Raw genomic sequence first — 23,653 nt, forward strand, 5'->3', positions numbered from 1 at the left:
CCTGTTACTAATGAATTAGTAAACCAGAACCGCACGACGGTTCTTCGCGTAAGCGGCATCGCTCTGGCCCAGAACCAGTGGCTTCTCTTCGCCGTAGCTTACGATAGCAATTTGGTTAGCTGGTACACCCAGCGCCTGCAGGTACTTGGATACCGCGTTTGCACGACGCTCACCCAGCGCAATGTTGTACTCAGGAGTACCGCGCTCATCAGCGTGACCTTCAACAATCACTTTCAGCTCTGGGTTTTTACGCAGGTACTCTGCGTGTGCTTCCAGCATTGCTTCATATTCAGGCAGGATTGCTGTGTCGTCAAATGCGAAGAATACAGTTTGAGACTGACGCAGTTCCTGGTTGCGCAGTTCCTGCTCTGTCATGGAGCCCTGGCCTTCAACCGGAGTTACAACGGTAGTTTGATCGTTGTTGTTAGAAGTTTGGCCAGCAGTGCTGTCGGTGGTGCTGTCAGTTGAGCTACAAGCAGCCAGAGTCAGCATTGGCAGGGCAATGGCAAGACCCTTAAGAACTTTGTTAAGTTGCATGTTGGTTTCTTCCTTTTTAACTATTGCGCAATAGAAAGTAATCAATAACTCGGCGACCAGGCTGGCGCGCGTACGCGGCCATTGGTGGCTGGCAGTCGAGCTTTAAAACGGCCGTCAATTGACACCAGGGACAACACGTTACGCTTGCCGTAAATGGCACTGTAGATAACCATGCTGCCGTTCGGTGCAATGCTTGGCGACTCATCGAGTAGGGTTTTTGTCAGGATTTGCACCGCACCGGTTTTCAGGTCCTGCTTGGCAATGTTGTAACCGCTGTTAGAACGATTAACCATTACCAGGAAACGACCATCCGGAGTGAGTTGCCCACCCAAGTTCTGGCTGCCTTGCCATGTGATGCGACGAGTCGAACCGTCGTCTAAATTTACTCGATAAATCTGTGGGTTACCACCCCGGTCAGAGGTGATAATCAAAGACTTGCCATCCGGATCCCAGAAAGGTTCGGTGTTGTTCGCTCGACCGGATGTAACCTGCCTGAATTGCTTGGTGGCAAAGTCATAAATGTAAACCTGCAGGCTGCCTGTTTTCGATGAAACCATCGCCAACTTCTTGCCATCAGGAGAGAAACGAGGTGAACCGTTATGGCGCGGGAACGATGAAATCAGTTCACGGGTACCGGTATAGATATCCATAATGAAAATCTGCGCCTGGCGATTTTCAAAGCTCACATAAGCCAGTTTACGGCCGTCCGGTGACCAGGCAGGAGACATCAGAGGTTGCTTGGAACGAATAACGAGTCGTTCGTTGTAACCATCATAATCGGCAATTCGCAACTGGTAAGGGTGAGATGATTTGTCATCAATAACCACATAAGCGATACGGGTCAGAAAGTCTCCCTTCTCGCCAGTCAGTTTTTCATAAACCAGATCAGAAATACGGTGTGCTGCCCGGCGAAGCTGGTTTGGTTTCACGGTAGAACGGTTATTCAGAAGAACGTGGTCCTTGGTCAGCACCAGTTGCCCGTCCTGAAGCCCTTTCGCCTGCCCTTGTGTGAGCTGGCCGCGGACAATATCAATCAGCTGGTAACTGATAACGTAATTCCCTGCTTCATCCTGGCTGATTTTACCGGTCACTACAGCATCCACACCCATTGCAGTCCATGAATCAAAGTCAACCTGCGATTCATCATAGGGGGTCTGAGGCATTTTGGCGGTAGGTACAGGGCTGAATTTACCGCTACGGGTCAGGTCAGACGCAATCACTTCCGAAAGGTCTTCAGGCAGTTTACCCGCCCCGGTCCATTGGAAGGGCACAATACCAATCGGACGCGCAGAGTCAACGCCCTCAGTAATAACCAGTTTTAACGCCGCATTTGCAGCCGGCACAACCGCCAGCCAGCAAAGGGCAATTCCAACTATTAATCGTTTTAACATCGGATAAACCTCGCCCTGTTAAAGTTCAAATTCCAATTCAATGTCCTGCAGCTTGGCAATCACATCGGGGTCTTCCGGCATAGGGAAAGAATTCACGCGCAGGACGGCTGCTTTTGCTGCCCGGCAAAAATTATCATTTCCAGAAACCTGGTTCACGTCTAACACCAGGCCATTGGAGGAAAGGCGTATTTTCAATGCACATCTCTGTCCGACCATGCTGGAATCTATCAGCCAGTTTTGCTGGATCATGGTCTTGAAGATAGCGCCCTGACGTTGGATTGCATCGTCAACCTGACGGCCACGCGCAGTGGTTCGCTGCGCGCTTTCATCTTCTAACCCGGAAAACAGATCATTGAGTGCTGCTTCCTGTTCTTTTCGCTTACGCTCTGCTTCAGCCGCTCGGCGCTGTTCTTCAGCTGCCTTCTTACGGGCTTTTTCCGCCGCTTCTTCCGCCGCTTTCTGCTCTGCGATCTTACGTTGACGCTCTGCCTCGGCCTTACGGGCAGCTTCTTCAGCAGCTTTTTGCTCGGTGAGTTTACGCTGGCGCTCTGCTTCTGCTTTCTTGGCTGCTTCTTCTGCCGCTTTTTGCTCCGCGATTTTTTTCACTCGGGCTTCTTCAGCTTTCTTAGCTGCCAGCTCAGCTTTTTTCTGTTCTTCAATCTGACGCTTGCGCTCAGCTTCTGCCTTGGCCGCTTTCTCACGGGCTATTCGCTCCTGCTTTTCAGCTTCGCGACGCTGCTGCTCAACCTTGCGTTTTTCTTCCGCTACACGCTTTCGTTCACGCTCTGCTTCACGAGCCTGCTTTTCTGCAGCCAGTTTCTGTGCTTTGAGTTCACGCAGTCGCTTCTCTTCGGCTGCTCGTTGTTTTTCAAGTTGCTCGGCCTGTTGCTCAAGGCGTCGCAGTCGTTCATCTTCTGCGCGCTTGGCCTCTTCTCGTTGCTGACGGATTTTCTGCGCCTGCTGATTTACCAGGCTGGGATCAATCACCACCGCCTGAATACTGGAACCGGCATTCGGCGTTTTGTCTTCCGAAAAGTTGGAACCCCAAATAAGTGCGACCAACAACAAGCCATGGAATAAAACCGAGACAATAATGGCAACGGTATAATTTTTATCCTGATTCTTCATACCACTCCCGGTTACGAATCAATCGGCTGGGTCATCAGGCCAACTGAGCCGACACCCGCTTGCTGCAACGCATCCAGCGTCAGGATAATTTCAGAATAGGGAACTCGGCCATCCCCGCCGACCAGGACCGGCGAGTTAGGCTTCAGGCTTTTTTCTGCCTTCACCCGTACCACGAGATCCTGAAGCGTCAGCCCGCGCTCTACATCCCCATTATTTACACTCAACCCTAGCGCCCCGTCTTTATTGACCTCTACGATAATAAAACTGGGTGCTTCATCACTACCGAGCTTTTCAGCGAGATCAGCAGCGGTCATGGCATCGTGCGTTTGTGGAAGTTCCACATCAACACCCTGCGTAACAAAGGGCGCCGTCACCATAAAGATAATCAGCAGTACCAACATCACGTCGATGTAAGGCACCACATTTATCTCCGCAGTCAATTTTCTACGATTGCGTTGATAAGGCATGCCCTGTTACTCCTTGGTACCGGCAAACGCCTGACGGTGCAGGATACTGGAGAACTCTTCCATAAAGTTGATGTAGTTATGCTCCAACTTGGCAACGCGGCTTGTCAGACGGTTGTAGAACATAACAGCCGGAATCGCAGCAAAAAGGCCCATTGCGGTAGCAACCAGTGCTTCAGCGATACCCGGTGCAACCATTGAAAGGGTCGCCTGCTTCACCGCACCCAGTGCGATAAAGGCATGCATAATACCCCATACGGTACCAAACAGGCCGATATACGGTGTAATAGAACCCACGGTTGCCAGGAACGGGAGGTTAGTTTCCAGCGAGTCCACTTCTTTTGAGAGGGAGACGCGCATCGCACGGGTAGTACCTTCCATTACAGCATCCGGTACTTTGCCGTTACTACGATGTAGACGGGCAAACTCTTTGAAACCTGAATAGAATATTTGTTCGCTGCCTGTCAGGTTGTCCTTGCGAGCCTGAACCTCGTGGTAAAGCTGGGACAAGTCAATGCCAGACCAGAAACGGTCTTCAAAACGCTGGGCTTTCTGCGAAGCCTGGGTCAGCACTTGAGATCGCTTAACAATCACAGCCCAAGACGCAACAGACATTCCCAAAAGCCCAAGCATAACGAGCTTTACCAGCAGGCTGGCTTGCAGGAAAAGGTCAAGGATCGAAAGTTCACCGGTCACGCAGTATCTCCGCTTTAATATGTTGTGGAATTGAAATTGGCCGCATTACGGTCAGGTTTACACAACCTACCTTAACAGAAGCACGACACAAGACAGTGTTATCAGAATTCACTAACTCTTGACAGAAAATGATCGTTGCACGGCCTAATTGTGAGATTGTTGTTTGGACGGTTAGTTCATCGTCAAGGCGAGCACCACGGATAAAATCAATATCCATGTGACGCACAACAAAGGCTACGTTGTCTTCCAGCAGTGTATTTTGGTTAATTCCGCTGCTGCGTAGCATTTCGGTGCGGGCACGCTCAAAAAACTTGAGGTAGTTGGAATGGTATACGACACCGCCGGCGTCTGTGTCTTCGTAATAAATGCGAACTGGCCAGCTGAAAGGTTGCTGCTCAGTGTTTAGCTCTGATGCCATGTTAAGTACGGATCCATTCCTGAAAGGATATTTGCATTACTATACCGGACTTAAATAGCGTTACAAAACTTCGATGATGAGGAAGGTCAATAAACGGGTAAAAAGAAAGCAGCCTGTGCGGTAAACCGCACAGGCTGCTCAATGACAAGGGGTTAAATTAACCTTTTTTGACAGTTTCGTGCTGTTTTTGCCTTCTAAGGTATTTAGAACACAAACTTCATCAGCAGAACATAGCCCTGCACCAGCCATGCCAGAACCGGGAAAAAGAAACACTGCCAGTACCATGCACGAGGCTGGAAACCGATGCCGTGAATAATACCAGTGCATGTTGCCCAAATAATGGCGGGGCCAATAATTGCATTAAACCCACCGATGGATTCAGCAAATGAGTGTGGGTTCCACATCACCAATCCACCAACGGCTACCGCCAGAATAAACGAAAGCGCCCTTAACCAGGCGCTTCCAAGGGCCGGATAAATCCGGCCCAGGGTGTCTTGCATCTTACTCACTGTCTTTATCCATGGCATCGGTATGTTCAAGCCACAGGGCATTGATGATACCGAAAGCGCAGGCCAGCAGTACGCCAAGAATCCAAGCGAAATACCACATAGTCTTCTCCTTGCCTTAGTACAGTGAATGTTTGTTTTCTTCGATGAACTTGTCATCGATACGGCCGAACATCTTGTAGTAACACCAAGAGGTGTAACCCAGGATAATTGGCACGAACACAATCGCAACGTAAGTCATGATAGACAAAGTCAGTTCACTGGACGTTGCATCCCACAGGGTCAGACTGTGGTTAGGTTCTTTAATTGATGGCATCACGAATGGGAACATTGAGAAGCCCGCAGTCAGGATGATACCGGCAATGGTCAGGCTTGAAGTCAGGAAGGCAAAACCACCCTTCTCAAAGCGAGAAGCCAGGATAGTCAGAGCGGGCATGAATACACCCAGAGCCGGAGCAATCCACAGCAATGGGTATTTTTGGAAGTTATGCATCCACGCACCCGCTTCAATAGCTACCTGCTTAACGGTTGGGTTAGTCACCGCTTCTGTAGACAGGCCACCCATTACCACATAGCCGTCCATACCTTGTACAACGTAACCTGCTACTGCGAACAGAACCGCTGTCAGCAGTGCTGACCACTGAGCCACGCCGCGAACACGGTTGTGCAGGTCTCCGGTAGTTTTCATCTGCAACCATGCAGCGCCTTGGGTAACAATCATCAGCAGGCTGACAAAGCCACACAGCAGGCCGAACGGGTTAAGCAGGCCGAAGAAATTACCGTGGTAAGTCACGCGCAGCAATTCGTCCATATCGAATGGAACACCCTGAAGCAGGTTACCGAATGCCACACCAAAGATAACAGGCGGAACGAAGCCACCGACAAACAGGCCCCAGTCCCAAGCATTACGCCAGCGGGTGTCTTCAATCTTTGAACGGTAGTCAAAGCCAACCGGACGGAAGAACAAGGCCGCAAGTGTCAGAATCATGGCAACATAGAAGCCGGAGAAAGACACTGCGTAAACAATCGGCCAGGCTGCAAACAGTGCACCACCGGCAGTGATCAGCCAAACCTGGTTACCGTCCCAGTGAGGGGCGATAGAGTTGATCATCACCCGGCGCTCATTGTCAGTCTTGCCAACTACAGGGATCAGTGCACCTACACCCATGTCAAAGCCGTCGGTCACGGCAAATCCGATAAGTAGGACACCAATCAGCGCCCACCAGATAAATCGCAGAACTTCGTAATCAAACATCTGTTGTTCTCCTTATGCCTCAACCTGACGGGACAGGTCTGCTTCCGGGGTGTTCTTCTGTTCAAAGTGGTAGCGGCCGGTTTTCAGGCTGCTAGGGCCCTTGCGGGCAAACTTGAACATCAGGTACAACTCGGCAATCAGGAAGACGGTGTACAGTGAACAGATAGCAACCAGTGAGAAGATAATTTCACCGGCAGTCAGGTTCGATGCAGCCATATGTACCGGCAAAATCTCACCAACAGCCCATGGCTGACGGCCGTATTCCGCAACAAACCAACCGGCTTCGATCGCGATCCAAGGCAGAGGGATTGAGTACAGTGCGGCTTTAAGCACCCAACGTTTTTCAGTAATACGCTGACGGCAGGTCTGCCAGAATGCGGCGGCAAACACGGCCAGCATCAGGAAGCCTACACCCACCATGATGCGGAAGCTGAAGAACAGCGGTGCTACTTCAGGGATAGAGTCCTTCGCAGCCTGCTTGATTTGCGCTTCAGTTGCATCAACAACGTTTGGCGTGTACTGCTTCAGCAGCAGACCGTAACCCAGATCTTTCTTAACTTCGTTAAACGCAGCGATATTTTCCGGAGACTTGTCGCCTGAACGTAGTTTTTCCAGGATACCGTACGCGGTCATACCATTACGGATACGCACTTCGTGGTCTTTAATCAGGTCACGAAGGCCGGTTACCTGCGTATCAAGCGAACGGGTTGCGATAATACCCATTACATACGGAATCTTGATGGCGTAATCCGTTTCCATGGTTTCCTGGTTTGGCCAGCCAATCACAGTAAACGCAGCCGGTGCCGGTTCGGTGTGCCATTCAGCTTCAATCGCAGCCAGCTTGGTCTTCTGCACATCACCCAGCTCATAACCGGATTCATCACCCAGAATGATGACAGACAGGATAGAAGCCATACCGAAAGATGCTGCAATTGCGAAGGAACGGCGCGCAAACGCGATATCACGGCCTTTCAGCAGGTAGTATGAGCTGATACCCAGGATGAACATGGCACCTGTGGTGTAACCGGAAGAAACGGTGTGAACGAACTTAACCTGAGCAACCGGGTTAAAGATAACGTCAGCAAAGCTCACCATTTCCATGCGCATACTTTCGAAGTTGAATTCTGCACCAACCGGGTTTTGCATCCAGCCGTTTGCAATCAGAATCCAAAGCGCGGAGAAGTTTGAGCCCAGAGCAACCAGCCAGGTGGTTGCCAGGTGCTGACGCTTGCTCAGACGATCCCAACCAAAGAAGAAGAGGCCAACAAAAGTGGATTCAAGGAAGAATGCCATCAGGCCTTCAATGGCGAGAGGGGCACCGAAGATGTCACCCACGTAGTGTGAATAGTAAGACCAGTTGGTACCGAACTGGAACTCCATGGTCAGACCGGTTGCTACACCGAGTGCAAAGTTAATACCAAACAACTTACCCCAGAACTTGGTCATGTCCTTGTAAATCTGCTTGTCTGTCATCACATAGAGTGATTCCATGATGGCAAGCAGGAAGGCCATACCCAGCGTCAGGGGTACAAACAAAAAGTGATACATCGCAGTCAGCGCAAACTGCAACCGCGATAGATCAACGATATCATCAAACATGTAAACTCCTATTCGTCAGGCTGACTGACGTCGATGCCCTTGGGACGATCGAATACTCACAAGGCTTCTATAAAAAACGAACTCAAAAACCCACAGGAATGCGTTAAGAACAATGAGACCTTTGTTGCATTTCTGTTTGCTATTGGTTGTGTTTTTGTTAAGTTTATTCTAATATAGCTGGAACTAATATTAATGTTATTAACCGTCCCCTTCAAACGGTTTTGTTCCAACGTGCTTTGACTTGCATCAAATTTAAGCGACTGTATACCTGCACATGGACATTTTGTTGATTCCCATCAATTTCACTGAGTAAGTTTTAACCAAAACGCTCATGTGGCACGCATATTTCGCCCGTATTATGTAAAAGTTTGTAAATCCCCCACGGTCATAAGACAGCCGAGTATGCATTGGAAAGTGGCTTTTTTAATATCGTCAGCCCGTCATACACATACCATTTTGTTCTTTTTTATTGCTTGTTAATCGGTTAGCTGAAATCGCTGTGGCAGAAGCGGCTGAACAGATCAAAAAAAGGCAGCCCGCTTAACGGTCTGCCTTTCCATGTATAGAGTCGGGGCTGCAGATTTACTTTTCGATATCAAATCCAAAATGCAGATAAGCACGTTGGGTTGCAATACGCCCTCGGGGAGTACGTTGCAAGAATCCCTGCTGGATAAGGTAAGGCTCCAGCACATCCTCGATGGTTTCTTTTTCTTCGCCGATTGCCGCCGCAAGGTTATCCAGACCAACCGGGCCCCCCATAAACTTGTCAATGATTGCCATCAAGAGTTTACGGTCCATATAGTCAAAACCGCAATTGTCTACATCCAGCATATCCAGGGCTTTGGCTGCGATAACCGGGCAGATATGACCTTCTGCTTTCACTTCCGCATAGTCACGAACACGACGCAACAGGCGGTTAGCTATACGAGGCGTACCCCGCGCACGACGAGCAATTTCCATTGCACCTTCTTCTTCCATTGATAGGTTCAGGCAACGGGCACTGCGCATGACGATATGCTGCAGATCTTCAATTTTGTAGTACTCAAGACGCTGGGTAATCCCAAAGCGGTCGCGAAGCGGAGACGTCAGCGAACCGGCGCGGGTCGTCGCACCGACCAGTGTAAAAGGCGGCAAGTCTATTTTAATGGAGCGTGCAGCCGGGCCTTCGCCAATCATGATATCCAGCTGGTAGTCTTCCATTGCCGGGTACAGCACCTCTTCCACCACCGGACTCAGACGATGGATTTCATCGATAAAGAGCACATCATTAGGTTCGAGGTTGGTCAGTAACGCCGCCAGGTCACCGGCTTTTTCCAATACAGGGCCCGAGGTGGTACGGATATTTACATCCATCTCATTGGCTACGATATTCGCAAGCGTGGTTTTACCCAGGCCCGGAGGACCGAAGATCAGCAGGTGATCCAGCGCCTCATTGCGCAACTGGGCTGCTTTAATAAAGATCTCCATCTGCTCACGCACATGATCCTGGCCCTGATAGTCCTGGAGCATTTTCGGGCGGATGGCACGATCGATAACATCCTCTTCCCGGGTTGTCTGGGCGGCAGAAATGAGGCGATCAGCTTCAATCATGTTGGATCAGTTCCTATACCATGGAGCGCAGGGCATCACGGATAAGCATTTCACTGCGCATATCCGGCTTGGCGACCGCTTTAACCGCTTTTTCAGCCTGCGCCTGTTTGTAGCCCAGTGCCACCAGCGCGCTGACGGCTTCTTCAACCGGGTCGCTGGTAACAACCGGTGCTGCCTCGCCCTGAGGGCGGTTAGCTGCATCTGCATGCGGAGTAAGCAGATCATAGCCACCCCAGCCTTTCAGGCGGTCACGCATTTCAATGACAAGGCGCTCTGCTGTTTTCTTACCCACACCCGGCAGCTTCACCAAGGTGGAAATGTCTTCACGCTCCACGCAGTCAACAAACTGAGTCGCGGTCATACCGGAAAGAATGGTCAGGCCAAGCTTGGGGCCAACGCCATTGGCTTTAATGACCTCACGGAACAGCGCTCGCTCTGTCTGTGTATTGAAGCCATAGAGCAACTGGGCATCTTCACGTACCACCATATGAGTGTAAACAATCGCTTCCTGACCGGTTTCCGGCAGTTCGTAGATACAGCTCATCGGCATGCTGACTTCGTAGCCAACACCGTGGACGTCAATCAGGACAAGAGGTGGTTGTTTTTCGATAAGGGTTCCGTGGAGGCGGCCAATCACAATGGTTTTCCCATAATTTCTTCTGTTGGGCTTAGGATAATGAACAACTGGATAAATATCCAGATCTAAGCAGAAACGCATGGGAGAAAAGAGAACAAAGGCACAGAACCCGGGCTGGTTTCAGTGCCTCTTTTTATCGAATTATCGAGAATATTGCGTTAGCGGTAACGACCGCGCCGGGCACTTCTCGCCTGCCCGGCCATCGCCACCAGCGTGTTATTGGTGTGGGCATGGCATATCGCTACCGCCAGGCCATCAGCGGCATCTGCCTGCGGGGTCGCAGAGAGCTTGAGCATGCTGACAACCATGTGCTGTACCTGTGTTTTGTCTGCGCTGCCCTTGCCTACTACCGCCTGTTTAATCAATCTGGCGGCGTATTCGTAAACAGGAAGGTCGGCATTTACAGCAGCGACAATGGCACTGCCTCGTGCCTGACCCAGTTTCAGGGCGGAATCAGCATTGCGGGCCATAAAGACCTGTTCAATGGCAAAGGCATCCGGCTGGAACTGGGTAATGATTTCGCTGACCCCGGCATACACCTGTTTCAGGCGACTTGGCAGGTCTTCACACGATGTGCGGATACAGCCACTGCCGAGGTATTCAAGATGGCGTCCATTCTGGCGAATCACGCCATAACCGGTAATGCGCGAACCGGGGTCGATACCTAAAATTACGCTCATTCGTTAAAGCTGCGCCGCCACGTCGTCAGAGATATCACCGTTGTGGTATACCTCCTGAACATCATCCAAATCTTCCAGAGCATCGATTAAGCGAAGCAGTTTCGGTGCGGTATCAATATCCAGCTCAGCCTGGGTTGACGGAACCAGTGTTACCTCTGCGTTGACTGACTCAAGTCCCGCGCTATCCAGCGCATCTTTCACCGCGCCGAAATCAGACGGTGTGGTATAGACATCAATGCTGCCATCATCATTGGTTTCAACATCATCGGCACCGGCTTCCAACGCCGCTTCCATCACAGTGTCTTCATCCAGACCTTCTGCGTAAGAAATCACGCCTTTCTTCTCGAAAAGATAGCCGACAGAACCATCGGTTCCCAGGTTGCCACCGGCTTTTGAGAACGCATGGCGAACACCACTGACTGTGCGGTTGCGGTTGTCGGTCAGGCATTCAACCATCACCGCTGTACCGCCGGGACCGTAACCTTCATAGATGACGGTTTCCATGTTTTCATCGCCCTCGCCACCTGCACCACGCTGGATTGCACGGTTGATGGTGTCGCGGGTCATATTATTTGACAACGCCTTGTCCACTGCGGCACGCAGGCGTGGGTTGGTTTCGGCTTCCGGGCCACCTGTTTTGGCTGCGACCACCAGCTCACGGATCAGTTTGGTAAAAATCTTACCGCGCTTGGCATCCTGGGCCGCTTTACGGTGTTTGATGTTGGCCCATTTACTATGACCTGCCATTATCTACTCCGTTATTTGGTTGGAACCAGAACGGGAACGTTATTTCCCATTCCTCAGAAAAGAGTAAGCAGGCTTTCGCCTGCTTACCAATTTAGAAAGGAATCTTACTCTGCGTCTGCAGGTTTGGCGGCCTTCACGGCAATCGCCAGTTCTTCCAGTGCCGCTTCGTTGGCGATACTTGGTGCATCTGTCATCAGACACGCTGCTGCGGTTGTCTTAGGGAAGGCGATAACGTCACGGATGTTATCGGTGCCGCTCAGCAGCATAACCAGACGGTCCATACCGAACGCCAGGCCTGCATGTGGTGGGGTGCCGTACTTCAGGGCATCCAGCAGGAAGCCGAACTTCAGCTGCTGCTCTTCAGCGGAGATACCCAGAATATCGAACACTGCCGCCTGCATTTCCTGGTTGTGGATACGAACAGAACCGCCACCCACTTCGTAACCGTTCAGAACCATGTCGTAAGCGTTAGAGTTTGCTGCAGCCGGGTTAGCTTTCAGCTCTTCTGCATTCACGCCCAGTGGTGAAGTGAATGGGTGGTGCATTGCATGCAGGTTACCTTCGTCGTCTTCCTCAAACATTGGGAAGTCAACTACCCACAACGGTGCCCACTTGCTGGTGTCAGTCAGGCCCATGTCAGTACCCAGCTTCAGACGCAGTGCGCCCATCGCTTCAGTCACAACATTGCCACGGTCAGCACCGAACAGGATGATGTCACCGCTTTCAGCACCGGTACGATCCAGGATGCCGTTGATAACATCTTCATTCAGGAATTTGGCAACCGGAGACTGGATACCTTCCATGCCTGCTGCGCGGTCATTAACCTTCATCCATGCCAGACCCTTGGCACCGTAGATACCAACGAACTTGGTGTAGTCGTCAATTTGCTTACGAGAAAGCTCTGCACCACCCGGTACACGGATAACAGCGACACGGCCTTTGGCATCATTAGCCGGGCCAGAGAATACCTTGAACTCAACGTCTTTCAGAAGATCAGCAACATCTACCAGTTCCAGCGGGTTACGCAGGTCCGGCTTGTCTGAACCGAAGCGGCGCATCGCTTCTGAATAAGGCATAACAGGGAAGTTGCCCAGGTCAACGTTCAGCAGTTCCTGCCACATTTCGCGGATCATTTTTTCGGTGATCGCACGTACCTGATCAGCTGTCAGGAATGAGGTTTCGATATCGATCTGAGTGAATTCAGGCTGACGGTCTGCACGCAGGTCTTCGTCACGGAAACACTTAACGATCTGGTAGTAGCGGTCAAAACCGGACATCATCAGCAGCTGCTTGAACAGCTGTGGCGACTGAGGCAGAGCATAGAAGCTGCCTTTGTGAACACGGCTTGGTACCAGGTAGTCACGGGCACCTTCTGGGGTAGCCTTGGTCAGTACCGGTGTTTCGATATCCAGGAAGCCATTGTTGTCGAGGTAACGGCGAACAAAGCTGGTCGCACGGGCACGCAGTTTCATGCGCTCCGCCATTTCAGGGCGACGCAGGTCCAGGTAACGGTACTTCAGACGTAGTTCTTCAGTATTGTTCTGGTTGAAGTCCAGTGGCAGAGGCTGGGCACGGTTGATGATTTCCAGGCCGGTAGCCAGTACTTCAACCGCACCGGTTGCCATATCTTTGTTAATCTGGCTTTCAGGACGCTCACGAACTTCACCGGTGATACGGATGCAGAATTCGTTACGCAGCTGGTTAGCCACCTCAAAGATATCCTTCATATCCGGGTCAACAACAACCTGCACGATACCTTCACGGTCACGCATGTCGATGAAGATCAGGCCGCCGAGATCACGACGACGATTAACCCAGCCACAAAGTTCTACAGTTTGTCCCGCCAGGGACGGATTCAGGTGACCACAATAATGGGTGCGCATAACCAATTCCCGCTCTTATTACTTATCCTGAGTGCGCCAAGGGCGCGTCCTCACTAAACTGTCTGGAAAGAAAGGCTGGACAGCCTTTCCTGGGCAACGGACAGGTACATCCACTGCCTTCTATTCATTTGCTCGCAAAAGATGGGGCATTATAAAGGAAAACCGACGGGGTTGGTAAACCATCCGGGTGATTTCCGGCCAAATAAGCACCATACTGACTCAAGTATCCTAATCACGCGTCCTGCGCTTTACCAGTGGATTGTCATTCTCCCTGATAAAACGGTATCTTGGGTGCCATTGTGTTTAACAGGATGGTAACGTGACCACCTCTTCCTCAGAGCATTTTCCTGCAAACGAAAACCGGCTTGCCAATTCTCAGAACCCACTAATTCGGCTCGGGCTTACCCAATGGTCACATAATGCCTGGCAGCGGAAATTCTACCCCAAAGGATGCCCGTCCGGGGACCGGCTCGCACGCTATGCAGAGGTGTTCAACACCGTCGAGGGAAATACCACTTTCTATGCCAGCCCATCACCGGAAACCGTACAACGTTGGCACCAGGCAACACCTGACCATTTTCGTTTTACCTTCAAATTCCCGCGCCAGATAACCCACGACTTCCAGCTGTCAAACTGCCGGGATGTTGTCAGCGAGTTCATTCACCTGTTAAAACCCCTGCATGAAAAAACGGCGCTGTGGAAAATCCAACTTCCTTCTACTTTTGGCCCGGAGTCCCTGGGCTCACTGGCGCAGTTCATCCGCGCTTTGCCTGAACATTGCCACGCAGGTGTGGAAGTCAGGCATCCGGCATTTTTTGCCAAAGGAGAAGCTGAGCGTGCGCTTAACCGGCTGCTTATCGAAACCCAATCCGACCGGATCATTATGGACAGCAGGCCGGTTTTTTCTGCAGAGCCCAATACGGCAGCTGTCATTGATGCCCAGCAGAAAAAGCCCAAGGTTCCGGTTCATGCCATTGCGACATCCAACTCGCCGATGGTCCGTTTCATCGGGCATCCAGACATCGAAGCAAATGATGCATTCTTTGAGCCCTGGCTTGCCAAAATCCCGGCCTGGTTGGCTGAGGGCAAAACACCTTATCTGATGATTCACACTCCTGATAACGACTTAGCACCGGAGCTCGCAGAAAGGCTTTACAAAAAGGTATCGGATAAGCTGGGACTTCCGAAGCTGGGAGATTTACGTCCGGCAGATAACAGCCCACAGTTTTCCCTATTGTAACCGCTTGGATATTGTAACCGCTGGAAATACCGGTCCGTACTTGCATGTCATGTGCCTGAATCAAGCGAGAAACCTTTAGGATTACTCAACGCAGAGACAATGCATAAAAAGCGAGTCAGCTATGCTTAAAGGTGGCGCGTTTTGGCGTCAAGACAACTATCCTCCCATCAAACACGGATAAATCAGGAGTCGCTATGCAAGGTGAAAACCACGCACTGGTTTATGAATTCCCAGAGTACAAGGACAAGATCCTGGCACTAAAGGAATCTGATACAGATTTTCAGGAACAGGCAAAGGAATACCACAAGCTGGACCATAAAATCCGCGGTCTGGAAAGTGCCAACATCCCCACCGACGACCAGCATTTTAACGAACTCCGCCTCCGACGAGCCCAACTTAAAGATGCAATACATGAGCGTTTGAAAAACGGCGCGTAACGCAAAAAAGATTGTCATTCTCGCGAAGGCGCTAATTCAGTGTGGTTGTTTTGTCGAACGATCTCACCAACCGAGACAAAATCATGAAGTCGCTGGTGCACGCCTTCGCTGAGGTAACGTCATTTCTTTGTATTCAGGTACCTTGCCTTTCCCTCACTTCATCTTGTACTGCCAATAAAAGGGTAAGAGACAAACCCCCTCATTTTTTCTACAATACGCGGCTTTTCGGGGTAATGGACAGCCCGGTAAACTGATATTGATGCAGGACAGCCACAGACGATGGTGGCTCCCCGCCCAGATGAACTAGAGGCCTCGCCGCATGGCTAACCGTGATAACATTTTCGCCGCCCCCATTGAGAAACTGGGCGACTTTACATTTGACGCTAATGTAGCGGAAGTTTTTCCGGATATGATCCAGCGCTCCGTACCCGGTTACAGCAACATTGTTTCCGCCATTGGTATGCTGGCCAAACGCTTTGCCAAACCTCACACCCAGCTCTACGATTTGGGTTGCTCCCTGGGTGCATCCACGCTTTCCATGCGCCGTAATATTGAAGCTGAAGGCTGCAAAATCATTTCTGTAGACAACTCACCGGCCATGGTGGAGCGCTGCAACCTGATGGTTCACGCTTACAAAAGTGATACCGACGTGGAAGTTCTCGAAGCGGATATCCGCGACATCGCCATCGAAAATGCGTCGGTTGTGGTATTAAACTTCACCCTGCAGTTTCTGCCGCCGGTTGACCGCCAGACCCTGCTTGAGCGTATATATGAAGGCCTTGTACCCGGTGGCATCCTGATCCTGTCAGAGAAATATACCTTTACCGACGAACGTGCCAACGAACTGCTGATTGATCTCCACCACGACTTCAAGCGAGCTAACGGTTACAGCGAGCTGGAAATCAGCCAAAAGCGCAGTGCGCTGGAAAACGTGATGCGTCCGGACAGCATTGAAGAACACCGCCAACGCCTTCGTGACCTCGGTTTTACCAGCGTTGAAAAGTGGTTCCAGTGTTTTAACTTCGGTTCTATGTTTGCCATTAAGTAAGACAGGGTGTAATCCGTAACATGTTCGATTTTTCAACTTTCTATCAAATCATTGCCAAAAACCGCCTGTCTTCATGGCTGAATGTCCTGCCTGCCCAGCTTGCAGAATGGAATACCCTGCCACACGGTGACATGAACAAATGGCTGAAGGCTGTGCGCAAGATGCCAACTGACCTTCCGGTCGATGTCGATATCAAAGACAGCGTTACCATTAAAGCGTCAGAGCCGCTCGAGCCGGGTATGGAATCCAAGATTGCCTCCCTGCTGAAATTCCTCTGCCCCTGGCGTAAAGGCCCGTATTTTATCCATGGCACCCATGTCGATACAGAATGGCGCTCCGACTGGAAATGGGATCGCGTCCTTCCACACATTTCACCACTGAAAGATCGCTATGTGTTGGATGTAGGCTGTGGCAGCGGCTACCACATGTGGCGCATGCTGGGTGAAGGGGCAAAGTTTGTCGTGGGTATCGACCCTGTTCCCCTTTTCCTCTGCCAGTTCCATGCAGTAAAAACCCTGATGGGCGGAAATGACAACATCCATTTCATTCCCTCAGGTATTGAAAAACTGCCGGAACTGAAGGCCTTTGACACCGTTTTCAGCATGGGTGTGCTGTATCACCGCAAGTCCCCACTTGATCATTTGACCCAGTTAAAGAGTCAACTGCGCAAAGGGGGTGAACTGGTGCTGGAAACCCTTGTCGTGGATGGTGATGAAAATACGGTACTGGTGCCGGTTGGCCGCTACGCCCAAATGAGAAATGTTTACTTTTTCCCATCTTCTGCTGCCCTGAAAGTGTGGCTGGAGAATGTCGGTTTTGAAGATGTACGCATCGTCGATGAAGGTTACACAACGGTTGAAGAACAACGCTCTACTGAATGGATGACCAACGAATCGCTTTCTGATTTTCTTGATCCAAACGATCCCACAAAAACCGCTGAGGGATATCCCGCACCAAAACGCGCTGTTTTGATCGCCGTCAATCCTGACTGATTCAATATTGACCTAATCATGACATCGGGCGCTTTAAGCGCCCTTTGTTTCAATATAAAATGCCCGCCTGCTTAAAACGCCCAGCAAAATTTCTTTATTTTTCAGTTGCTTTAACGCCTGAAATTTAACATACAATTTACAAAGAGACGCACCGGAGCCTTTGATGTCTTTCCGTCACATTTTGCCCATTGCCGTTGCGGTTTCCCTGTCAGGCTGCAGCCTGACTACCAGTGAACAGCATCAGCAGACACTGGCCGCTATTGAGAAACTGGACACCAGTATTAATACCCGAGTTGTCCAGTTGGAAGACTCTCTGCAACAACAAAAACAACAAATTACGCAACTTGAGTTCCGCCTCTCATCCCTCTCCCAAAACCTGGAAAAAATGCGCCAGGATCACGCTAAAATCCCGACCGCTGCTGAAACCCGAACCATCGTAAAAGAGCGCCTGGTTCCGATGCCCGTTCACGGAAACAAAGCCATTCTCGGCCAGCAGGAATGGGTTTGGATCGACAAAGTGAAATCCAACTTCCGTGCCCGTGTAGATACTGGCGCAGCAACGTCATCCCTCAATGCTGTTGACCTGCAGGAATTTGAACGCGACGGCAAAAAGTGGGTGCGTTTCAGCCTGGCTCATGATGAAAACGAAGCCAAGGAACAGCAGCTTTCAGTTGAAGCCCCGGTTGCACGTTGGGTACGTATCCGTCAGTCATCACTTGATGAAGCGGTACGTCGTCCGGTCGTCGAGCTTTGGGTTCGCGTGGGCAACCTCCACGAAAAAGCACAGTTCACCCTCACCGACCGTTCACAAATGGATTTCCCTGTCCTGCTTGGCCGTGAGTTCTTCAAAGACATCGCAGTAGTCGATGTCAGTAAGGAATACACCCACGACAGGCATCAAGACAAAACTGCAGAGGCCGCCACCACAACTGCCCCTAAACAGGCCGACGTTAAAAAGCAGGACAAGGTGAACTCATGAGATCCCGCGTACCGTTTTATATCCTTGTCTCCCTCCTGGTGATCGTAGGCGTCACTATGAGTTGGTTCCGTCACGCCGAATATGGTGTGCCCTGGACACCGGGACAGGAACGCCAGCTATGGGAGATTGAAGCCCGGGTTGAATTCCAGGCAATTGGTGAACCGGTTAAAGTGTCCATGGCGATCCCCCAGACACAGCACGGCTTCACGCTGATTAACGAAAACAGCTCTTCGCCGGGTTACGGTGTTGCTATTGTGGAAACCGACCAGGGTAAGCGTGCCGAGTGGTCTGTACGCAAGGCTACAGGGCCACAACTTCTGTATTTCAAAAACCAGATGCTGGTAGATGACCAGGCCAAGTACACCGAGGCAGCACCAACAGGCCCGGTGACCCCAATCCTTCTGGACGGGCCGGCAAAAACCGCAGCGGAAGCCCTGCTGGCTCAAGCCCGTGAGCGCTCCGCTGACGACATGACCCTGACCCGCGAGCTGATCAAACAATTTAACGATACCGACAACCAGAATGCTGCCCTGCTGCTGAATGTCCTGAACAAGCCGGAAGCCATTGTTGCGCTGCTTTCCCAGGACAATGTCCATGCCCGGGTTGTAGGTGGGTTATGGCTGGAAGACGGCCGCCGCCGCCAGAATATCGTCCCGATGATTGAAGTCTGGAATGGCACAGAATGGCAACTGTTTGATCCGGATTCAGGCCGCCTTGGCCATCACAACAACCTGCTGATTTGGGACCAGGACGGCACATCCCTGCTGGACGTTGTCGGTGGCGAAAACTCAAACGTGACCTTCTCAGTGATTGCCCAGGACATCACACCTCAGCAGGCAACCATGCAAAAAGTCAAAGTCGACAACCTGCTGAACTTCTCGATTCACAGCCTGCCGATTGAAGAACAGGCAATGTTCAAAACCATCATGCTGATCCCGATTGGTGCGCTGGTCGTTGTGTTCCTGCGAATTATTGTCGGCCTGAAAACCTCCGGTACCTTTATGCCGGTGCTGATTGCAGTGGCTTTCGTCCAGACCCAGTTGCTGACCGGTATTGTCGGCTTCCTGCTCATCGTGGGAACCGGTCTTATCATACGAAGTTACCTTTCAAGGCTGAATCTGCTGCTGGTGGCACGAATATCCGCGGTCATTATCACGGTTATCATGATTATCGCCGTCTTCACCGTCATCGCTTACAAAATCGGTCTGGTGGAAGGCCTGACTATCACCTTCTTCCCGATGATTATCCTGTCATGGACTATCGAGCGAATGTCGATCCTTTGGGAAGAGGAAGGCGCCAAGCAAGTACTGGTTCAAGGGGGTGGGTCTCTTCTCACAGCAGTGCTGGTCTACCTTGCCATGACCAACGAAGTGGTACGTCATATCACCTTCAACTTTATCGGTATTCAGCTGGTGATCCTGGCGCTAATCCTGCTGCTGGGTAACTACACAGGCTATCGCCTGAGCGAACTCAAGCGCTTCAAACCGCTGGTGAAGGAGTAAGCCCATGCTCGGCTTCCTGAAAAAGTTTGCTTCACCCCTGGCGCTTCACCGCGCCGGGATCATGGGGATGAACCAGCGCAACATCAGCTATATTGGCCGCTATAACAGCCGCCGCCTGTTTCCGCTGGTGGACGACAAACTGAAAACCAAGCTGATTGCCCAACAAGCCGGTGCAACTGTTCCTGAACTTATCGGGGTGATCCACAACCAGGCTGATGTCCCTTCCATCCATGAGATGGTCGCCAACTGGCCGGGCTTTGTCATTAAACCAGCCAGGGGTTCCGGCGGTAAGGGTATCCTGGTCATTACCTCCCACGGCAATGGCGTTTACCGCAAGCCTTCCGGCGCGGAAATCGGCCTTGAAGATGTAGAGCGGCACCTGACCAATACACTGGCAGGCCTTTTTTCACTGGGCGGTAAAAACGACGTCGCCGTTGTTGAAAACCTGATTCAGTTTGACGATGTGTTTGACGGATTCAGTTATGAAGGTGTGCCGGATATCCGGGTGATTGTCTTCAAGGGCTACCCGGTGATGGCGATGATGCGCCTGTCCACTTCCGCATCAGACGGGAAAGCCAACCTCCACCAGGGAGCTGTCGGTGTTGGTATCGATCTCGCCACCGGACGTGCCGTCCGTGCCGTACAGTTCAACCGCCCGGTAGAAAAACACCCGGACACAGGCAGGGAACTGAATGAACTTCAGGTACCGCACTGGAACAAGTTGTTGACCCTCGCCGCCAGTGCCTGGGAAATGACCGGCCTGGGTTACATCGGGACCGACATGGTACTCGACAAAGCAAAGGGTCCAATGGTACTCGAGCTTAACGCCCGTCCCGGCCTGGCTATCCAGATAGCCAATGGCTGCGGCCTTTTACCACGTTTGCGATTTATCGAGCGCATGGGCGACACAGCTGCCGGTATGTCACCGGAAGACCGTGTGAAATTCTCATCCCGCCACTTCGGAAATGCAGAACAACATTAAACTGAAATAATTCATAACGTCCCGGTATCACACGGGACGTTTTCTCTTCTTCCCCACCAGCCGAAAATCCCTTAATCTAACGAAAGATTTAGACGTCTAGACATAGGGATGTATCGCACCAATGGCAGAAAATAACCCATACGATTTCGACCAACACGTTGACCGCCGAAATACAGATTGTGACAAATGGGACAAGTACAAGGACACAGATATTCTGCCAATGTGGGTGGCAGATACGGATTTTCGCTCACCACCCGAGGTGCTTGATGCACTGCACCAGCGCATTGACCACGGTGTGCTTGGTTACGGCCACGCGCCGGATGCCCTGACTGACACTATTGTTTCCCGCCTTGCTGAGCGTTATGACTGGAAAATCGAACCGGATTGGATTGTTTACCTCCCAGGTTTGGTATGTGGCCTCAACTTAACCGTTCGCGCACTGACAAATACCAAAGAAGCGGCAATGACACCGTGCCCTATCTATCCGCCATTTGTTTCTTCAATCAAACTGGCCGAGCGCGAGATCTGCAAGGTCCCGGTTACGTTGAAAGAAGGCCGCTGGCTTATCGACCTCGAGCGGGCAAACAACCTGGTTCCAAAGAACACCAAACTGTTGATGTTCTGTAACCCTCACAACCCTGGCGGAACCGTATACCGTCGAGAGGAATTGGAAGACGTACTGGCCTTTGCAGAGAAACATGACCTTTATGTATGCTCTGATGAGATTCACTGTGATCTTCTGCTTGATGAAGATGCCGTGCACATTCCGTTCGCCAGCCTGAACGAAAGTGCCCAGAAACGCTCCGTTACCCTGATTGCCCCGAGCAAAACGTTCAATATCGCCGGCCTGGGTGCGTCAATTGCAATCATTCCGGATCCGGATCTGCGCCGTAAGTTTGTACGTACCCGCCAGGGTATTGTGCCAAGTCTCAACGTATTGGCTTACACAGCGGCAACAGCGGCCTACCAGCACGGTCAGCCTTGGCTGGATGCCCAGCTTGACTACCTCCGCGCCAACCGTGACCTGATTGAGAAGGAAATTGCCACCATCCCGGGTTTGGAGCTGCAACATATTGAAGCTACGTATCTTGCATGGATTGATGCCAGTGCCCTGCCAGTTGAGAACCCGTTTACCTTCTTTGAAAAAGCCGGCGTAGGGATGTCTCCCGGTTCGGACTTTGGCAACCCTAACTTCGTTCGCCTCAATTTCGGCTGTACGAGGGAGTTGCTGACAGAAGCACTAAGACGGATCAGGGTAGCTGTAGAGACCCTCTGACCCTTTCAGCTGAAAATTTTATTCTCTCCAAAGTACCCGTCTGAGCACGGGTACTTTTTTTTCACTTTGTGCATCAACTGCCTGTTATTTGAGCTAAAGATTGTGATCTGGCCGCCGATAGCCTTGTCATAGGCAAAAACAGGAACCAACATGCAAGTCCATTCCCTTGATACCGCACATTTGATAACCGACGTACAGTTTGGCAACAAACTGAGCTCGGCTGTGGTTCAGGGACGCCGTGCCGACTTTGCCTTTATGCTGGCGATGCTCTCCGGTGATATGACTGAAAGTACACCGCTGTCAGAAATGCCAGAGGTGGATAACTCAGATACAGCACTTCGACGCCGTTTCGAACTCTCTGAACCACAGCGTCTTACCGGTGAAGAACGCGATTTCAGTATCGCGGCCCTGCAAGTTAAACAATTCCACGACGGCGGTATCCAGAGTGCCAAATTGCAACAGGGTCTCAACCCGGTAGCCATGCACACAGCTCCGCTGGATACATGCGGTTTCCCTGAAGAGGTTTACCATAACTTTGACGGGCACCTGCGCAGGAAACTGCGAGCGGAGCAACCGGAAAGTACAGGGAGAAACCCCGACCTCCTCTATGCTTCACTTATCCACGCCAGCCGTAACGATCAGCTATCTCTGCGTTGTTGATTGCCAAGTTCAACTGTAGTTCCCAGCGCACTGACTCCATTTATTGTCTTTCAAAACCAAAGAATTCCCTTTTAGATACCGATCACCCAGCCTGTAGCACTTCGCTGTCTGCCGCAATTAAATTTGTGACCGCATTCGGAAAAGTCACAGACAAGATCCGGTTGAGATCAAATTTATCAATCGTGAATCGAGCAAAAAACCAACAATGTAACAACGCTCATATATACCGGAATCTGCCTGACAGATACTAATAGCCGGAAACACCCAGGTCATTGAGAGAAAAGAAAATGAAGATCGCTGACTCTGTCATCATGATCACCGCAGCAACCAGCCCCACCGGCAGTACGCTTGCCCGTCACTTTTCGGCTATGGGTGCCAAATTGATCCTTGTTGATCGAAACAACAGCGAACTACAACTCCTTCATGAAGCCTGCCGTCACAACGGGGTGCAATGTTTTGCCCTGACAATGGAAGACATCAGTTCTGCCCAGATTGATTTGCTTTTTGAAACGGTAAAACACTATTTCGGCACCATTGATGTGCTGTTCAATCTCTGGCAAATGGATACGGTTCCCGGCCTTCTCGAGTCAGCTAACAGTGATGACTGCTACCACGCACTTGCAGACACCATGGTTATTCCCTACCGGTTCAGCCGCCAAGCTGCCATCACTATGCGCGATTCCGGCAGAAAAGGGGTCATTGTCAACCTGGCAGCAGACAGGAGCACTGCCAGTGCCTGGGATCTGGAAAATGCCTGCGCACTGTTACAAAGCTTTACCCAGCGATGGGCAGAAGAGCTCTCCCCGGCCTCTATCCGGGTCGGAGCAGTTATGCCGGCACGCCGCTTGTGGCATTCGCCGAAAGAGCTGTTAAGCAGCGCTATGGATTATGAAATTAGCCAGGGTGCGGAATATATCGTCGAAAATGATTCGTTTACAGGCAGGTTGCTGGAAGCGGAAAGTGACTGACTAACGCCAAACAGCAGCGAGATTTTTGAAGTGAGAGG

25 protein-coding genes are annotated in these 23,653 nt (G+C 51.2%); 10 read left to right on the top strand and 15 right to left on the bottom strand.

Features of this window, described 5'->3' with window-relative positions; genetic code table 11:
- Window positions 1-15: 15 nt before the first annotated feature.
- The 15 genes from pal to aspS form a co-directional block, all read right to left on the bottom strand.
- Complete coding sequence (gene pal / locus NF212_RS11585) at window positions 16-537, bottom strand: peptidoglycan-associated lipoprotein Pal (RefSeq protein ID WP_434355760.1); 522 nt, start codon at window positions 535-537, stop codon at window positions 16-18.
- A gap of 41 nt (window positions 538-578) precedes the next feature.
- The gene (gene tolB / locus NF212_RS11590; RefSeq protein ID WP_434355762.1) at window positions 579-1,928 is read right to left on the bottom strand and encodes a Tol-Pal system beta propeller repeat protein TolB; all 1,350 of its coding nucleotides are present in this window, start codon (window positions 1,926-1,928) and stop codon (window positions 579-581) included.
- A gap of 18 nt (window positions 1,929-1,946) precedes the next feature.
- A complete protein-coding gene (gene tolA, locus NF212_RS11595) occupies window positions 1,947-3,056 on the bottom strand; it encodes a cell envelope integrity protein TolA (protein ID WP_434355764.1) in 1,110 nt (369 codons plus the stop codon).
- An 11-nt stretch (window positions 3,057-3,067) separates the two neighbouring features.
- Entirely contained in the window at window positions 3,068-3,523 is a 456-nt protein-coding gene (locus NF212_RS11600) for an ExbD/TolR family protein (RefSeq protein WP_434355766.1), read from the bottom strand.
- Between the two features lie 6 nt (window positions 3,524-3,529).
- Window positions 3,530-4,216 (bottom strand): protein TolQ, encoded by a 687-nt coding sequence (tolQ, locus tag NF212_RS11605; RefSeq protein WP_434355768.1) that lies wholly within the window; start codon window positions 4,214-4,216, stop codon window positions 3,530-3,532.
- Window positions 4,206-4,634 (bottom strand): tol-pal system-associated acyl-CoA thioesterase, encoded by a 429-nt coding sequence (ybgC, locus tag NF212_RS11610; protein WP_434355770.1) that lies wholly within the window; start codon window positions 4,632-4,634, stop codon window positions 4,206-4,208. Before ybgC ends, tolQ begins: the two co-directional genes overlap by 11 nt.
- 203 nt (window positions 4,635-4,837) lie before the next feature.
- The gene (gene ybgE, locus NF212_RS11615; protein ID WP_434360873.1) at window positions 4,838-5,134 is read right to left on the bottom strand and encodes a cyd operon protein YbgE; all 297 of its coding nucleotides are present in this window, start codon (window positions 5,132-5,134) and stop codon (window positions 4,838-4,840) included.
- Between the two features lies 1 nt (window position 5,135).
- Entirely contained in the window at window positions 5,136-5,243 is a 108-nt protein-coding gene (gene cydX / locus NF212_RS11620; protein ID WP_082392301.1) for a cytochrome bd-I oxidase subunit CydX, read from the bottom strand.
- A 15-nt stretch (window positions 5,244-5,258) separates the two neighbouring features.
- The gene (gene cydB, locus NF212_RS11625) at window positions 5,259-6,395 is read right to left on the bottom strand and encodes a cytochrome d ubiquinol oxidase subunit II (protein ID WP_434355773.1); all 1,137 of its coding nucleotides are present in this window, start codon (window positions 6,393-6,395) and stop codon (window positions 5,259-5,261) included.
- Window positions 6,396-6,407: 12 nt separating this feature from the next.
- Window positions 6,408-7,994: a cytochrome ubiquinol oxidase subunit I gene (gene cydA / locus NF212_RS11630; protein WP_434355775.1), complete on the bottom strand. Its 1,587-nt coding sequence runs from the start codon at window positions 7,992-7,994 to the stop codon at window positions 6,408-6,410.
- A 582-nt stretch (window positions 7,995-8,576) separates the two neighbouring features.
- Window positions 8,577-9,584 (bottom strand): Holliday junction branch migration DNA helicase RuvB, encoded by a 1,008-nt coding sequence (gene ruvB / locus NF212_RS11635; RefSeq protein ID WP_434355777.1) that lies wholly within the window; start codon window positions 9,582-9,584, stop codon window positions 8,577-8,579.
- Window positions 9,585-9,597: 13 nt separating this feature from the next.
- Window positions 9,598-10,221: a Holliday junction branch migration protein RuvA gene (ruvA, locus tag NF212_RS11640; RefSeq protein ID WP_054674765.1), complete on the bottom strand. Its 624-nt coding sequence runs from the start codon at window positions 10,219-10,221 to the stop codon at window positions 9,598-9,600.
- Window positions 10,222-10,379: 158 nt separating this feature from the next.
- The gene (gene ruvC, locus NF212_RS11645; protein WP_434355779.1) at window positions 10,380-10,901 is read right to left on the bottom strand and encodes a crossover junction endodeoxyribonuclease RuvC; all 522 of its coding nucleotides are present in this window, start codon (window positions 10,899-10,901) and stop codon (window positions 10,380-10,382) included.
- 3 nt (window positions 10,902-10,904) lie between these two features.
- Window positions 10,905-11,648 (bottom strand): YebC/PmpR family DNA-binding transcriptional regulator, encoded by a 744-nt coding sequence (locus NF212_RS11650; RefSeq protein WP_434355781.1) that lies wholly within the window; start codon window positions 11,646-11,648, stop codon window positions 10,905-10,907.
- Window positions 11,649-11,752: 104 nt separating this feature from the next.
- A complete protein-coding gene (gene aspS / locus NF212_RS11655; protein ID WP_434355783.1) occupies window positions 11,753-13,531 on the bottom strand; it encodes an aspartate--tRNA ligase in 1,779 nt (592 codons plus the stop codon).
- Between the two features lie 388 nt (window positions 13,532-13,919).
- On the opposite strand from aspS, the gene NF212_RS11660 reads away from it, so the two are divergent.
- The 10 genes from NF212_RS11660 to NF212_RS11705 all read left to right on the top strand — a co-directional run bounded on the left by NF212_RS11660 (window position 13,920) and on the right by NF212_RS11705 (window position 23,615).
- Window positions 13,920-14,771: a DUF72 domain-containing protein gene (locus NF212_RS11660; RefSeq protein ID WP_434360874.1), complete on the top strand. Its 852-nt coding sequence runs from the start codon at window positions 13,920-13,922 to the stop codon at window positions 14,769-14,771.
- Between the two features lie 194 nt (window positions 14,772-14,965).
- A complete protein-coding gene (locus NF212_RS11665; RefSeq protein ID WP_434355785.1) occupies window positions 14,966-15,208 on the top strand; it encodes a YdcH family protein in 243 nt (80 codons plus the stop codon).
- A gap of 319 nt (window positions 15,209-15,527) precedes the next feature.
- Complete coding sequence (cmoA, locus tag NF212_RS11670; protein WP_434355787.1) at window positions 15,528-16,256, top strand: carboxy-S-adenosyl-L-methionine synthase CmoA; 729 nt, start codon at window positions 15,528-15,530, stop codon at window positions 16,254-16,256.
- 20 nt (window positions 16,257-16,276) lie between these two features.
- The gene (gene cmoB / locus NF212_RS11675; RefSeq protein WP_434355789.1) at window positions 16,277-17,248 is read left to right on the top strand and encodes a tRNA 5-methoxyuridine(34)/uridine 5-oxyacetic acid(34) synthase CmoB; all 972 of its coding nucleotides are present in this window, start codon (window positions 16,277-16,279) and stop codon (window positions 17,246-17,248) included.
- 163 nt (window positions 17,249-17,411) lie between these two features.
- Complete coding sequence (locus tag NF212_RS11680; protein ID WP_434355791.1) at window positions 17,412-18,227, top strand: ATP-dependent zinc protease family protein; 816 nt, start codon at window positions 17,412-17,414, stop codon at window positions 18,225-18,227.
- Complete coding sequence (locus NF212_RS11685; protein WP_434355793.1) at window positions 18,224-19,729, top strand: inactive transglutaminase family protein; 1,506 nt, start codon at window positions 18,224-18,226, stop codon at window positions 19,727-19,729. The genes NF212_RS11680 and NF212_RS11685 overlap by 4 nt, the downstream gene beginning before the upstream one ends.
- Window positions 19,730-19,733: 4 nt before the next feature.
- Window positions 19,734-20,711 carry an alpha-L-glutamate ligase-like protein gene (locus NF212_RS11690; protein ID WP_434355795.1) on the top strand — a complete coding sequence of 326 codons (978 nt, stop codon included), beginning with the start codon at window positions 19,734-19,736 and terminating at the stop codon, window positions 20,709-20,711.
- A 121-nt stretch (window positions 20,712-20,832) separates the two neighbouring features.
- Window positions 20,833-21,987, top strand: coding sequence for a MalY/PatB family protein (locus tag NF212_RS11695; RefSeq protein ID WP_434355797.1), 1,155 nt, complete (start codon window positions 20,833-20,835; stop codon window positions 21,985-21,987).
- 150 nt (window positions 21,988-22,137) lie between these two features.
- Window positions 22,138-22,647, top strand: coding sequence for a VC2046/SO_2500 family protein (locus NF212_RS11700; protein WP_434355799.1), 510 nt, complete (start codon window positions 22,138-22,140; stop codon window positions 22,645-22,647).
- Window positions 22,648-22,934: 287 nt separating this feature from the next.
- On the top strand, window positions 22,935-23,615 hold the full coding sequence (locus NF212_RS11705; RefSeq protein WP_434355801.1) for an SDR family NAD(P)-dependent oxidoreductase: 681 nt from the start codon (window positions 22,935-22,937) through the stop codon (window positions 23,613-23,615).
- Window positions 23,616-23,653 lie beyond the last annotated feature (38 nt).

The organism is Parasalinivibrio latis, from assembly GCF_036825535.1.
In the GTDB taxonomy this organism is placed as follows: domain Bacteria; phylum Pseudomonadota; class Gammaproteobacteria; order Enterobacterales; family Vibrionaceae; genus Parasalinivibrio; species Parasalinivibrio latis.

Coding starts and splice junctions, on each gene's coding strand:
- pal (WP_434355760.1), bottom strand. CDS start 537: ATGCAACTTAACAAAGTTCTTAAGGGTCTTGCCATTGCCCTGCCAATG.
- tolB (WP_434355762.1), bottom strand. CDS start 1,928: ATGTTAAAACGATTAATAGTTGGAATTGCCCTTTGCTGGCTGGCGGTT.
- tolA (WP_434355764.1), bottom strand. CDS start 3,056: ATGAAGAATCAGGATAAAAATTATACCGTTGCCATTATTGTCTCGGTT.
- NF212_RS11600 (WP_434355766.1), bottom strand. CDS start 3,523: ATGCCTTATCAACGCAATCGTAGAAAATTGACTGCGGAGATAAATGTG.
- ybgC (WP_434355770.1), bottom strand. CDS start 4,634: ATGGCATCAGAGCTAAACACTGAGCAGCAACCTTTCAGCTGGCCAGTT.
- ybgE (WP_434360873.1), bottom strand. CDS start 5,134: ATGCAAGACACCCTGGGCCGGATTTATCCGGCCCTTGGAAGCGCCTGG.
- cydX (WP_082392301.1), bottom strand. CDS start 5,243: ATGTGGTATTTCGCTTGGATTCTTGGCGTACTGCTGGCCTGCGCTTTC.
- cydB (WP_434355773.1), bottom strand. CDS start 6,395: ATGTTTGATTACGAAGTTCTGCGATTTATCTGGTGGGCGCTGATTGGT.
- cydA (WP_434355775.1), bottom strand. CDS start 7,994: ATGTTTGATGATATCGTTGATCTATCGCGGTTGCAGTTTGCGCTGACT.
- ruvB (WP_434355777.1), bottom strand. CDS start 9,584: ATGATTGAAGCTGATCGCCTCATTTCTGCCGCCCAGACAACCCGGGAA.
- ruvC (WP_434355779.1), bottom strand. CDS start 10,901: ATGAGCGTAATTTTAGGTATCGACCCCGGTTCGCGCATTACCGGTTAT.
- NF212_RS11650 (WP_434355781.1), bottom strand. CDS start 11,648: ATGGCAGGTCATAGTAAATGGGCCAACATCAAACACCGTAAAGCGGCC.
- aspS (WP_434355783.1), bottom strand. CDS start 13,531: ATGCGCACCCATTATTGTGGTCACCTGAATCCGTCCCTGGCGGGACAA.
- NF212_RS11665 (WP_434355785.1), top strand. CDS start 14,966: ATGCAAGGTGAAAACCACGCACTGGTTTATGAATTCCCAGAGTACAAG.
- cmoA (WP_434355787.1), top strand. CDS start 15,528: ATGGCTAACCGTGATAACATTTTCGCCGCCCCCATTGAGAAACTGGGC.
- cmoB (WP_434355789.1), top strand. CDS start 16,277: ATGTTCGATTTTTCAACTTTCTATCAAATCATTGCCAAAAACCGCCTG.
- NF212_RS11680 (WP_434355791.1), top strand. CDS start 17,412: ATGTCTTTCCGTCACATTTTGCCCATTGCCGTTGCGGTTTCCCTGTCA.
- NF212_RS11685 (WP_434355793.1), top strand. CDS start 18,224: ATGAGATCCCGCGTACCGTTTTATATCCTTGTCTCCCTCCTGGTGATC.
- NF212_RS11690 (WP_434355795.1), top strand. CDS start 19,734: ATGCTCGGCTTCCTGAAAAAGTTTGCTTCACCCCTGGCGCTTCACCGC.
- NF212_RS11695 (WP_434355797.1), top strand. CDS start 20,833: ATGGCAGAAAATAACCCATACGATTTCGACCAACACGTTGACCGCCGA.
- NF212_RS11700 (WP_434355799.1), top strand. CDS start 22,138: ATGCAAGTCCATTCCCTTGATACCGCACATTTGATAACCGACGTACAG.
- NF212_RS11705 (WP_434355801.1), top strand. CDS start 22,935: ATGAAGATCGCTGACTCTGTCATCATGATCACCGCAGCAACCAGCCCC.